The following is a 12,112-nucleotide window of genomic DNA, read 5'->3' on the forward strand; positions in this document are numbered from 1 at the left end:
TGTTCATCCGTGGTTTCGCAAGCTTTTCCGTGGTTTGTCAGTCCCCGAAGCAGATGCCCAGTTCGCGGGCGGTCAGGATGGTGTCGCAGTCGACCGGGACGGCCTTGAAGCGTCCGGCCACGTCCCCCAGCGGGACGTAGCGCACCCGCGGCGGGTCCAGGGCCACCATGATCCCGGACTGCCCCTCGTGGAGGGCCCGCACCGCGGCGGCGCCGAAACGGAGCGCGATGAGGCGGTCGAAGGTGGTGGGGCTCCCGCCCCGCAGCAGGTGCCCCAGCACCACGCACCGGCACTCCTTCCCCGTCAGCTCGGAAAGCTGGCGGGTGACCTTCTCCCCGATCCCCCCCAGGCGCTCCGCGCGGCCGACCTGCTTTTCCACGACCGCGGCGTCGCCGTCGATGGGCTTCGCCCCCTCGGCCACCACCACGATGGAGCAGGGCCGCCCCCGCTCGGCGCGCTTCTTCAGGTGCTCGGCCACCTTCCGGATGTCGTAGGGGATCTCCGGAATGAGAATGGTGTGGGCCGCACCGGAAACCCCCGTGTTCAGGGCGATCCAGCCGGCGTAGCGCCCCATCACCTCCACCACCATGATGCGCTGGTGAGACTGGGCGGTGGCGTAGAGCCGGTCGAGGCACTCCGTGGCGAAGCTGACCGCGGTGTCGTATCCGAAGGTGATGACCGTCTTGTCCAGGTCGTTGTCGATGGTCTTGGGGACCCCCACCACCTTGAGACCTTTTTTCTCCAGGCCGTGCGCGATGGCCAGGGTGCCGTCGCCGCCCACGGCCACCAGGTGGTAGATGCCGTGCATCCAGAAGGCTTTCATCAGGTTGTCGGAGAGGTCCGTCTCCCGCGTGACGCCGTCGGGCCCCGTGACGGGGTAGCTGAAGGGGTTCCCCCGGTTGGTGGTCCCCAGGATCGTCCCGCCGAGGTGGGTGATGCCGCGGACCCGGTCCCGGTCGAGGCGGACCAGCCCGCAGCCGGGGAAGCGCTCGGGAAAGAGGAGGCCGTTGAAGCCCTCGGCGATCCCGTAGCACTCCCAGCCTCGATTGATGGCCGAGACCGACACGGCGCGGATGACGGCGTTGAGGCCCGGCGCGTCGCCCCCCCCGGTGCAGATGCCGATTCGCTGGATGGTGCCGTCGGTCATGGTGACGCTCCTGCGGAAAGATGAGGCATTATACAACAGAAACGGGCCGGGGGAAGCGGCAGGGGCAACCAGAGGAGAGAGAAGATGGGGGAGGGGAGTGATGGGAATTATGGGAATTATGGGAACTATGGGAATTATGGGAGTTGTAGGAGTTATCGGCTGTCCTTTAGGTCCTTTTGGTCCTTTGGGTCCTTTTGTCCTTTGAGCGCTATTTGCCGCTCCGGGCCCCTGCGGCCTGGCACAGGATCCTCGCCGAGCGGGCGGGAACCGTGAGGGTCAGCTTTCCCCCCGAAACCCGCGGCGCCGGCCCCCGCGGACCGTACAGCTCGCGGAACCGGCCGCTCACTCCCTCCAGGGTGACGGTTCTCGCCTCCGCGTCCCGGTTGAGGACCACCACCACCCGCTCGCCCCCCGCCGCGCGCGAGAAGGCGTAGACGCCGTCGTCGCCCGCTCGCAGCGCCCGGAAATCCCCTTCCCGCAGCGCCGGGTGCGCCCGCCGGAGCCGGATCAACTCCCGGAACGTTTCGAAAACCGCCCGGTCGAAGGCGACGGGGTCGGCCTTCGGGCGCGGGCCCCCGCCCGGCAGCACGGCCTCGGGGGCGTAGCGGAGGTCGTCCCAGACCATCGGCTTGCGGCAGCAGGGGTCGTTGGCGCCCCACATCCCGGCCTCGTCGCCGTAGTAGACCATGGGCGCCCCGGGGTAGGTCATCAGGAAGGCGACGGCCAAGAGCTGGAGCTTGCGCTCGTCCGCCGTGGGACGCCGGGTGTCGAAGCGGGGGTTGTCCCCCTTCGAGAGGCCGTAGTACTCCCCCCACTTCTCGAAGAAGAGGTGGGGGCCGTTCACGACGTGGGAGGCCATCCGGGTGCTGTCGTGGCTGTCCAGGAGGTTCTGGGCGACGGCGCCCACGCAGGGCGGGAAGGCCTCCCGCAGCGTCCGCAGCTGGGTGTCGAAGGCTTTCGCGTCGATGCGGCGCGGGCCCTCGATGAAAAACTGCCAGCAGGCGAAGGTGAAATTGTAGTTCATCACCGCGTCGAACTCGTCCCCCTGGACGTAGGGGGCGGTGGCGGCCGGGGTGTCCACCACCTCCGCCACCAGGTAGGCCCGCGGGTTGACGGACTTGACCAGGGTGCGCCACGCCTTCCAGAAGGGGTGGCGGATGCAGAAGGCCACGTCGAGCCGCCAGCCGTCGATGCCGTCGGACGGGTCGCCGTCGCCGTCGGGGTCCATCCAGCGCCGGGTGCAGGCGAACACGTAGCGGCGCGGGCCCTCCACCGTGCCGCCCTCGTCCTGGCGGATCTCGGGGAGTTCCGCCACGCCGAACCACCCCGCGTAACTGAACGGGACGCCCAGGGGACCGGGCTGGTCCCAGTCGGTCACGTTGAACCAGTCGGCGTAGGGCGAGGCCTTCCCCCGCTTGACCAGGTCCCGGAAGGGCCAGCTCCGGGTGCTGAGGTGGTTGAAGACCCCGTCCAGGATCAGGCGCATCCCCCGCCGGTGGACTTCCCGCACCAGCTTCAGGAGCAGCCGGTCGGCGGCGGTCCAGGCCCAGGTCTTCGGGTCGGCGGGGTCCTCGGCGGCAATGCGCTTGCGGTCGCCCGCCGGGTCGGGGCCGAAGGTGGGGTCCACGTGGTGCCACGAGCAGCCGTCGTACTTGTGGGAGGAGGGGGAATCGAAGACGGGGTTGAGGTAGAGGGCGTTCACCCCGAGTCGCTGCAGGTAGTCCAGCCTGTCCAGGACCCCCTGGAGGTCGCCGCCGTAGCGCCGGCGCTGGAGGTTGTACCAGATGTCCTTCCCGTTCTTCCGCTCGTAGGGCTGGAGCGCGTACCAGTCGGCGGTCCAGGGGTGGAGCTGCCAGGGAGAGGTGATATCGTGCGGGTAGGCCCCGTCCTGGTCTTCCACCCGCGGGTCGTTGCCCGGGTCGCCGTTGCGGAAGCGCTCGGGGAAGATCTGGTACCAGACCGCCTCCCGCGCCCAGGCGGGGACGAAGTCGGTCGCCGGCGCCGGGGTTGCCGCAGGGGCGGCCGCAGGGGGCGGGACAGCCGCTGTCTTCTCGGGCCGGGAGCCGGAGGTCGCCACCGGCCGGGCAGGCTTGTCGACCGCCACCGGCCCGGCGGGCTCGACTGGCGCCCCCGCCGCAAGCCCGGCCCACCCCAGGGCCGCGCAGAGGACAGCCACGGCCGGAACCGCCCGGAACGCCAGCCTGAACATTGGGTTGCACTGCGAACGGATCATGGCGGCCCCCTTTCCGACGCGTGGTCTCGGGAAGGGATTATACCCCAAAGCGGCGGGCGGGGCACCCCCTCGTGAAGACCGCCGGAAACCGGCCCGGAGGGGGAAAGGACAAAAGGACCAAAAGGACTCAAAGGACCAAAGGGACGGCAGACCTGAAGCGGTCGAGAGGGGCCCGCGGGAAGAACCTCGCCGTGCCCCCTGCCGTCCTTTATGTCCCTTTGGTCCTTTTGGTCCTTTTGGTCCTTTCGTCCTTTGCCGGCGGGCCCTGAAGGTGCGTTCGGCAGCGCGCGCTCAGCCGGCCAACTTCTCCCGGACCAGGGCTTTCAGGTCCGCCAGATCGGCTGCCAGTTTCTCCCGGGGCTGCTGCGGCACGGCGTGGAAGAAGTGGTGCAGCACCACCTCCATGCCGCAGAAGCCGTAGATCCCGGCGTCGAGGGTCTTGAGCAGGGCGTCCTTGAAGCCGTAGTTCACGTAGACGGCCTCGTCGCCGCCCGTGGTGTTGAGGATCGCGGCCTTCTTGCCCTTGAGGAGCGGTTCGATGCCGTTGGCGCCGACGGCGTAAGCGAAGCCGTAGGAGAAGACCCGGTCGATGTAGCCCTTGAGGATCGCCGGTTGGTTGAACCACCACACGGGGTGGACGGCCACCACCAGGTCGGCGTCCCGGATGAAGGCCTGCTCCCGGGCGATGTCCCCGGGCGTCTCTCCCACCTTGAACGCGGCGAAGTCCGCCCCCTTGAGGACCGGGTCGAAGCCCAGGGCGTAGAGGTCCCGCACGGTGACGGCGTGCCCGGCGGCCGCCAGCTCGCCCCGGACGGCCTCCAGCACGGCGTGGTTGTAGCTTTCGGGGTTGGGGTGGGCATACAGGATGACGACGTTCATGATGTTCCCTCCGTTTTCATTTTCGAACTCGAACGAGCCGTTCGGTAATCACTCGCTTGGATGATGGACCCTGAGAAAAGGATCCCCGGATCATCACTCTGTAAAGTTGGAAAACCAGGCTTCCCATTTCCTGCCCATGCTGTTGAAGGAAACAAATGAACTTGGAAAGATTGTCCTGAGATTCAATTCGTAATACCCGGTTTCCGATTTGTTGTAGTAGTTGTTTCCCTCGGTTCGAATCAAGAGTGGCGGTTTCTTCCCCATCAGGGTTTCGGGGTCGATCCGGTCAGGATATTGTCCGCTCGCTTCCTTGATGTGCTGAAGGCGGTCGGCCACCTCCTGGGAGTAGGCGAGGGACTCCGGCAGGAGAAAATGAGTGTAAAGGCTGAATACGAAGAAATAGGCAAAGCAGCCGAGAAAAAACGCAGCCGAGAGGTAGCGAATGGTTTTCGCCCACACTTCACGGCGAATGAACAGGCTGATCAACCACGGCACGATCGCCAGCCAAGCTGACCACTTTCTCGGTGCCCGGTAGTAAAGACCGAGGTGCAGAACCAGCCAGGACTGGAAGAAGGGGACCACCACCAGGACCAGGAGGAACAGCATCGCGGCGACCCGGCCGGCGGTGTTGCGGGCGCCCGGGCCGGCCGCTTCCCGCCCCCGCCGGACCGAACGGGTCCAGACCCACAGGGAGAAACCGCCCACGACGACGTTCAGGACGACCAGCCACCACGGGACGCCGGTCTGCCGGTCGGCCCACCGGATCCCGGGCTCGAACCAACCGGATTCGTAGCAGAGGGATACGGCCCACGAGAAACCGAATACCACGGCCAGGAAGGCCTGGAACCCGCGCATGAAGCGGGCCGACTCCAGCAGGAACGCTCTGTTCCGGGACTCCGCCCAGAACCGGCACGAAAAGGCCCCGCGCAGGCCGAAGAGGGCCAGGAGGGCCCCCAGCGCCAGGGTGTGCCAGGGCAACTGGCCGCACCAGGGGACGTACGAGACTTGTCGGTACAGTTCAAATCCCGGGCTCAAGGGGCAATCCGCTCCTGCTCATTCCGTGCTTTCCTCCCGCCCCTTCCAATGTCGGGGGTGACGATGCAGGTGCATGACGTCGAGAAATCGGACCTTCATCGAGTGTTGATCCTGTCGAATACCTCATCGAGGGGAACCGAAGCCAGACAACCCCGGATGGGCATCGATCCGGTCTTCCGCCTCCGTCGCCCACGCCGCATCGAGGGTTGCCCTGGAAGCACGGTCGAAGCTCGCCAGCAGCGCTGATATCACGGAAGCCCGCTCGACGGGCGACAGGGCCAGGGCGTTTTCAAGGACCGCTTTCCCTTCCGACGTCATGATATCCCTCACCTTCCGTCTTGCCGGATCGACCTGCCATCCTTCGTGGGACATGTACCCGTGAAATGCAGGAGCAGGCCTTTCGATTCAATCATATTCCAAGCTCGGGCCGAGTTCAACCTGATCCTGATCATGCTGGTTTTAATCGAGGAGATCGTTGTTCTCACGGCCGCCTCGATCTGCTGCAGCCCCACGAATTCCGGGTAGGGAGTCTCATCGCCGGCGGTCTCGAGATAGACCGGGATGGCTTCCCGCATGTTTTTCTCCAGGTCGGTCATGTTCTTCGCCTGGCAGTGACACCCCGTCAATTCGACCACTTCCCCGACCAGCCAGCCGCTTTCAGGGTCCCGCTCCACGATGAGGGTGAACCGGTGTGTCCTTTTCACCTCCAGACAGATCGTGCAAACCCGGGTCGGGGATCTCTTCAAGCTCCGGGCATCAACGGCGATCCCGATTCCGACGGCGATTGCGACTGCGATACCGATACCGACCCCGAGGGGTGAGGGGCCCTCGGGGGGGCGGGTCACTCGAACAGCGTGGTGTCGACGCGGGCGCCGAGGGGGTCGAGCTTCTCCTTGTACTCGTAAAGGTACTTGATGGCCTGCCGGACGCGCCCCGTCATGTAGACCAGGAGGTCGCCCTTTTCACACAGCTCCAGGCCGCGGCCGATGGCGGTCCACTCGTCGGCCGCCACCTCGATCCGCGCCTCCGGGTAGCCGGCGGCCAGGAAGCCGCGCTTGAGGACCTCCGCGATCTCCCCGGGCTTGCGGCCGCGCAGGTCCTTGTCCTCGTAGATGACCACGCGGTCCGAGTGCTTGCCGGAGATGGCGGCCAGCTGCTCGATGTCCTGGTCGCGGCGGTCCCCCACGGCGTCCAGCACCAGCACCTTCCGCGGGTAGTCCAGCTTCGAGACGAAGTCGAAGAAGTGGAGGTAGGCCCGCGGGTTGTGGGCGTAGTCGATGACCACGTCGAAGTTGCGCACGGGGATGAAGTTCATGCGGCCCGGCGTCTGGGAGGGCGAGGGGAAGAAGGACGAGAGCCCGACCCGGATCTCCTCCACCTTCACCTTCAGGGCGTGGCAGATGGCGGTGGCGGCCAGGGCGTTCTGGATGTTGAAGGCGGCCTTCCCCTCCAGGGTGATGGGGATCTCGTAGACCCGGGCCACGGGGATCGTCATGTCCCCCTCCAGCACGGTGATGTAGCCGTTCTGGTAGACCACGGCGGTGCCCCCGTTCTCCACGTGCTCCAGCACCGTGGGGTTCTGGGGGTTCAGGCTGAACCAGATGAGGTTCTCGGTGCAGTCCTTGGCCATCTCGCGGCAGAGCTTGTCGTCGGCGTTGAGCACCGAGTGGCCGCCGGGGCGCACGGTGGAGGGGACGATCCCCTTGAGCCGGGCCAGGTCGTCCAGGGTCTCGATGTAGCCGAGCCCCATGTGGTCCTCGGAGACGTTGAGGCAGCACCCAACGTCCGCCGTGCCGTAGCCGAGGCCGTCCCGCAGCAGGCCCCCCCGGGCCGTCTCGAAGACGGCGCAGTCGATGGTGGGGTCCTGCAGGATCAGCCGGGCGGAGCGGGGGCCGCTCATGTCGCCTTCCAGGATCAGGCGGTCGCGGATGTAGATGCCGTCGGTGGAGGTCATCCCCACGCCGTGCCCCACGCCCTTGAGGACGTGGGCCACCAGGCGGGTGGTGGTGGTCTTGCCGTTGGTGCCGGTGACGCTCACGATGAGGGCGTCCGACTTGGTCCCCTGGGGGAAGAGCATCTGGACGATGGGCCGGGTGACGTTGCGGGGCTTGCCCTCGGAGGGGCTGATGTGCATGCGCAGTCCCGGCGCCGCGTTCACCTCGATGATGGCGCCGCCGTTGGTGGTGATGGGGACTTCCAGGGTGGGCGCGATGACGTCGATCCCGGCGATGTCCAGGCCGATGATGCGGGCCACCCGCTCGAACATGAACTTGTTGGCCGAGTGGACCTTGTCCGTCACGTCGATGGCCGAGCCGCCGGTGGAGAGGTTGGCCGTGCGCTCCAGCTGGACGAACTCCCCGGCGGGGGGGACCGATTCCAGGGTGTAGCCTTTCTCCGCCAGGAGTTCCTGGGTGGCGTCGGACACGTGAAGAAGGGTCATGACGTTCTGGTGGCCCCGGCCGCGCCGCGGGTTCTGGTTTTCCTTTTTAATGAGGGCCTGGATCGTGTTCTGCCCGTCGCCGACGACGTGCGCCGGGACCCGGTTCGCCGCCGCCGTGAACTTGCCGTCCACCACGAGGATCCGGAAGTCCTTCCCCACCGCCATCTGCTCCACGATGACCCGCTCCGAGCCCTCCTTGGCCCGGTCGAAGGCCGCCTGCAACTCCTGCACGTTCTTCACCCCGATGGTGACCCCCTTGCCGTGGTGCCCGTCGTAGGGCTTGACCACCACGGGGTAGCCCAGCCACTCGGCGTCCTCCAGCACCGACTTCCACTTGGAGGCCACGGTGCCCTTGGGGACGGGGATGCCGCTGTCCTCCAGGATCATCTTGGTGGTCTTCTTGTCGCCGGCCAGTTCCACCGACAGCACGTTGGAGTGGGAGGTCAGGGAGGCCTGGATGCGTTTCTGGTACTTCCCCTCGCCCAGCTGCACCAGGTTGTAGTCGTCCAGCCGGATCACGGTGATGTTCTGGCGCTTGGCCTCCTCGATGATGGACATGGTGGTGGGGCCGAGGTAGTGCTCTTCCTGGATGCCGTCGATGGTGTCGATCACCCCGTCGACGTCGATTTCCTCGTCCGACTTGCCCGCCAGGATGTCCTGGATGATGCGGACGCTCTGCTGTGCCGCGTGGATCCCCGCCTCGTCCACCAGGTATTCGAAGATCACCAGGTAGACGCCGGGGTCCTTGGTGGGGTAGGACCGGCAGAAGTAGGCGTCGATGTAGGCCAGGTACTGCAGTTCCAGGGTCAGGTGCTCGATGACGTGGGCGAAGTCGGTGCCCTCGCGCATTTTCTGGAGGAAGCCCCCCTCCACGCCCAGCGAGCACTTGTGCTCGGCCAGGCTGGGGATGACCTGAACCAGGCGATCCAGGAAGGACGGACGCTGGCTGGTCTTGACGTCCTTGAGGTCCTCCAGGTCCACCACCATCCGGATGACGGGGCGCTTGCTCCAGAAGTTCGACCCGTGCAGGGCCTTGATCTCCACTATCTTCATCTCTGCCTCCTGGCCGGTGTCTCCGGCGTGGTTTTCCGCTTCGGGTCGAGTCCGGGCCGCGACCCGGTCTGGATGTTTCTTCTTCGGTCGGCTTATTTTACCGCAAACATCCCCCGCGTGGAACCCGGAAGATTCGAAATATCCCCAAATCCCCAACCTGAATCAGGACGAAGACAACCACGAAATACACGAAATACACGGACGGGAATGAACCACGAACCCAGAAGAAAAGCCCCCGCCGCAACCCGATCCGAACCACGGACAACCACGGATGAACACAGATGCACACGGACAAACACGGATCAGCACCGGTGCCAAGGGTCTCTCCCTCCGGCGACGTCCGCTTCGCCCCACCCGTCCTTTGGGTCCCTTTGGTCCTTTGGGTCCTTTCGTCCCTTCACGGTTTTTTCGGGTGGTTATCGGGGTTCGCGTTTCATGACGGTCTGATCCGCTTGGTGGGTCAGGATAAAGACCGCGTTTCGGGTCTTTGCGTCTTTGCGGCTTTGCGTGATCCCGACCACCCGTGGTAGAATGCCGTTTCGGCCGCGGCCAGATTCACCCGGGAGACAATCATGACCGACACCCCCAAGACGAGGAAAAAGCGATTCCCAGCGCTGTTCTGGCTGGTGATCCTCTTCGAGTTCTTCGAGCGCGGGGCCTACTACGGCATGATGAGCGTCTTCTCGGTGTACTGCACCGACGTCCTCCTCTTCCCCAAGGACCACGTGGGGGTTTTGAAGAGCGTCATCCAGCCCATCCTCTACTTCCTCCCCATCCTGTCGGGGGCCCTGGCGGACCGCTTCGGCTTCCGGAAGGCCCTCACCGTGGCCTTCGCCTTCCTGGGGACCGGTTACTTCCTCATCTCCCGGGCCACCGAGTACACCCCCGTCTTCCTGGCCATGGTGGTGATGGCCCTGGGGGCCGGCATCTTCAAGCCCATCGTCTCGGGCACCATCGCCCGGGTCACCGACAAGGAGAGTTCCTCGGTCGGTTTCGGGATCTACTACTGGTCCATCAACCTCGGCGCGTTCCTCTTCCCGCTGTTCCTGGTGCCCTGGCTCAAGAGCATCGCCTGGCCCTGGGTCTTCGTCACGGCGGCGCTCTGCACGGGGGCCATGCTGGTCCCCACCCTGCTCTTCTACCGGGACCCCGCCAAGCCGCCGCTCCCCGAGGGCGCCGCCCCGGAGACCAAGAAGAGCGCCCTGAAAACCGTGGCCGACGCCTTCGAGATCATCTACTCCCCGCTGGTCCTCCTACGGCACGCCATGGCCCGCCGGTCCTGGCAGGTGCTGGTCGTCCTCTTCCTGGGCGCCCTGGGGTATGTGGCGATCCAGGAGTACCTCACGCCCCGCTTCGAGAAGTTCCAGGTCCGCCGCTTTCCCGCCGCGAGCGTGGAGGGGGCCCTGACCCTCGAGGTGGTGCGCAACGAGATCGTGGGGAAGGACTACGCCCTGGAACCCGGCAAGAACGGCAAGCCCGCGACCCTCACCATCCACCGGCCCGGGGACCGGGATCGCTTCCTGCCCGCGCTGGTCCGTGACCTGGCCGCGGCGGGCCTCCCCTGTCCCTCGCCGGGGAAGCTCGCCGACGAGATCCGCAGCGTCGAGAAACCCCGGACCCTCTGGCTGATCTACCTGCCCGATCCGCGGGAGACGTCGATCCTCGTCCAGCAGCCCGTCGGGGAGGCCCGGGGCGAGGGTATCGTGACGGTGTCGGCACCCACGGCGGACGAGCGGCTGGTGAAGGTCATCCTCGAGCGGATGGCGGCTTCCGACCCGTCCCTCTCCGCCGTCGAGGAAGGGGCCGTCCGCAAGGCCCTCGCCGACTCCTCCCGCCGGCCCTTCTTTCTCCTTTTCGTCGTGCTGGTGCTGGCCACGGGCTTGGTGATCCTCTTCCTCCGGCCCCGCGTCGCCGCCCTGCCCGACGGGCGGCGAACCCTGGTGGTGATGGCCGCCGGTATCGCCATGATGCTGATCCTGTGGACCATCCCGGGCCTGTCGACATTCAGCCGCGTCCTCTGTTCCATCATCTACCTCACCCTGCTCTCCCTCTTCACCATCGACGGCGCCGACGCCGCCCGCTTCCGCGAGCACTTCCGCTTCCTCTCCATGATCTTCATCTACTCCGGTTTCTGGGTCCTGTACTTCCAGATGTTCGACTCGGTCCTCTGGTACGTCCAGGCCTACGTGCGGGCGGACTCCCTCAACGCCGCCATCAACGGCTTCTTCGGGACCTTCGGCTTAAAACCCGGCTTCCGCTTCGACGTGGAGCACGTCACCGTCATCAACGGCGGCACCATCATCTGCCTGCAGCTCGTGGTCTCGTGGCTGGTGAAGAAGGCCCCGGCCCTCCCCACCATGATCGTCGGGATCCTCCTCGGCACCGTCGGCATGGCGATCCTGGCCATCTCGCCCAGCATCTGGGTGTTCCTGATCGGGAATATTATTTTCTCGATTGGCGAAATGACGGCACATCCCAAGTTCTTCTCGTACGTGGGGCAGATCGCCCCCAAGGAGAAACTGGCGATGTACATGGGGTACTGCAGCCTGTACGGGGTGATCGGGTCGAGCATCGCCGGCGTTCTGGGGGCCAACCTCTACGTCCACTACGTGGACAACCTCAACCAACCCCGGACCCTCTGGCTCATCTTCGCGGGGATCGGCCTGGCGACCGTGATCGGCCTGCTGCTCTACCACCTGTTCGTCGGAAAGCGGGAAAAGGCGGAAGCCTGACCGCTGCCGGGGGAATCCCCCGAACCCAGCCGGTCCCCGGACCGAACCCCGGCTCTCCGAAAGTCCGGATTTTCTACGGAACCTCCGGTTCGTGTGGTTCGTATTTGACCTCGGGACGCGGGATCGATATCGATTGCGACTGCGATTACGATTACGATTGCGATTGCGATACCGATACCGATACCGATACCGATGTGAATACCTCCGGACCTACAGCCTACAGCCTACAGCCTACAGCCTACAGCCTACAGCCTTCCTCATCAGACCACCCTCAGCAGCGTCTCCCCGATCCCGATCACGTCGTCGAGGTTCACGGCCACGGGGTGGGTCACCAGCTGTCCGTTGAGGGTGGTGCCGTTGGTGCTGTCCAGGTCCGTGAGCATGAGGAACATGCCGGTGGTCACCAGGACGGCGTGCTCGGTCGATGCCCGGCGGTCGCCCAGCACCACGTCGTTCCCCTTCCCCCGGCCGATGCGGGTGTTGGGCTTGAGCTTGAAGCGGGCCCCGGTGTTCGGCCCCTGTTCCACCACCAGTTCACCGGGGGCGGAGTAGCCGACGAAGACCGTGCGGTCCCGCGAGGGCGGTGCGGGGGC

At 65.8% G+C, this 12,112-nt stretch carries 9 protein-coding genes; 1 reads left to right on the forward strand and 8 read right to left on the reverse strand.

What is annotated here, in order from left to right:
- Window positions 1–37: 37 nt before the first annotated feature.
- The 7 genes from KA419_18625 to cphA form a co-directional block, all read right to left on the reverse strand.
- Window positions 38–1,147, reverse strand: a complete 1,110-nt coding sequence (locus tag KA419_18625; GenBank protein MBP7867949.1) for an ATP-dependent 6-phosphofructokinase — start codon at window positions 1,145–1,147, stop codon at window positions 38–40.
- A gap of 208 nt (window positions 1,148–1,355) precedes the next feature.
- Window positions 1,356–3,380: an alpha-glucosidase C-terminal domain-containing protein gene (locus KA419_18630; protein MBP7867950.1), complete on the reverse strand. Its 2,025-nt coding sequence runs from the start codon at window positions 3,378–3,380 to the stop codon at window positions 1,356–1,358.
- Window positions 3,381–3,671: 291 nt separating this feature from the next.
- The gene (locus tag KA419_18635) at window positions 3,672–4,259 is read right to left on the reverse strand and encodes an NAD(P)H-dependent oxidoreductase (GenBank protein MBP7867951.1); all 588 of its coding nucleotides are present in this window, start codon (window positions 4,257–4,259) and stop codon (window positions 3,672–3,674) included.
- Between the two features lie 93 nt (window positions 4,260–4,352).
- The gene (locus KA419_18640) at window positions 4,353–5,294 is read right to left on the reverse strand and encodes a hypothetical protein (GenBank protein ID MBP7867952.1); all 942 of its coding nucleotides are present in this window, start codon (window positions 5,292–5,294) and stop codon (window positions 4,353–4,355) included.
- 123 nt (window positions 5,295–5,417) lie between these two features.
- Complete coding sequence (locus tag KA419_18645; protein MBP7867953.1) at window positions 5,418–5,612, reverse strand: addiction module protein; 195 nt, start codon at window positions 5,610–5,612, stop codon at window positions 5,418–5,420.
- Between the two features lie 8 nt (window positions 5,613–5,620).
- Window positions 5,621–6,139 carry a type II toxin-antitoxin system HicB family antitoxin gene (locus KA419_18650; protein MBP7867954.1) on the reverse strand — a complete coding sequence of 173 codons (519 nt, stop codon included), beginning with the start codon at window positions 6,137–6,139 and terminating at the stop codon, window positions 5,621–5,623.
- Window positions 6,136–8,787 (reverse strand): cyanophycin synthetase, encoded by a 2,652-nt coding sequence (gene cphA, locus KA419_18655; GenBank protein MBP7867955.1) that lies wholly within the window; start codon window positions 8,785–8,787, stop codon window positions 6,136–6,138. The genes KA419_18650 and cphA overlap by 4 nt, the downstream gene beginning before the upstream one ends.
- Window positions 8,788–9,359: 572 nt before the next feature.
- On the opposite strand from cphA, the gene KA419_18660 reads away from it, so the two are divergent.
- The gene (locus KA419_18660; protein ID MBP7867956.1) at window positions 9,360–11,519 is read left to right on the forward strand and encodes an MFS transporter; all 2,160 of its coding nucleotides are present in this window, start codon (window positions 9,360–9,362) and stop codon (window positions 11,517–11,519) included.
- A 260-nt stretch (window positions 11,520–11,779) separates the two neighbouring features.
- Here KA419_18660 and KA419_18665 read toward each other — a convergent pair.
- Window positions 11,780–12,112, reverse strand: a 333-nt coding sequence (locus KA419_18665) for an FHA domain-containing protein (protein MBP7867957.1), incomplete at its 5' end; no start/stop codon positions are given.

It is taken from the genome of Acidobacteriota bacterium (assembly GCA_018001935.1).
Taxonomy (GTDB): domain Bacteria; phylum Acidobacteriota; class JAAYUB01; order JAAYUB01; family JAAYUB01; genus JAGNHB01.

Excerpts from the sequence above, each read along its gene's own strand:
- KA419_18625 (MBP7867949.1), bottom strand. The coding sequence starts at position 1,147 with ATGACCGACGGCACCATCCAGCGAATCGGCATCTGCACCGGGGGGGGC.
- KA419_18630 (MBP7867950.1), bottom strand. The coding sequence starts at position 3,380 with ATGATCCGTTCGCAGTGCAACCCAATGTTCAGGCTGGCGTTCCGGGCG.
- KA419_18635 (MBP7867951.1), bottom strand. The coding sequence starts at position 4,259 with ATGAACGTCGTCATCCTGTATGCCCACCCCAACCCCGAAAGCTACAAC.
- KA419_18645 (MBP7867953.1), bottom strand. The coding sequence starts at position 5,612 with ATGACGTCGGAAGGGAAAGCGGTCCTTGAAAACGCCCTGGCCCTGTCG.
- cphA (MBP7867955.1), bottom strand. The coding sequence starts at position 8,787 with ATGAAGATAGTGGAGATCAAGGCCCTGCACGGGTCGAACTTCTGGAGC.
- KA419_18660 (MBP7867956.1), top strand. The coding sequence starts at position 9,360 with ATGACCGACACCCCCAAGACGAGGAAAAAGCGATTCCCAGCGCTGTTC.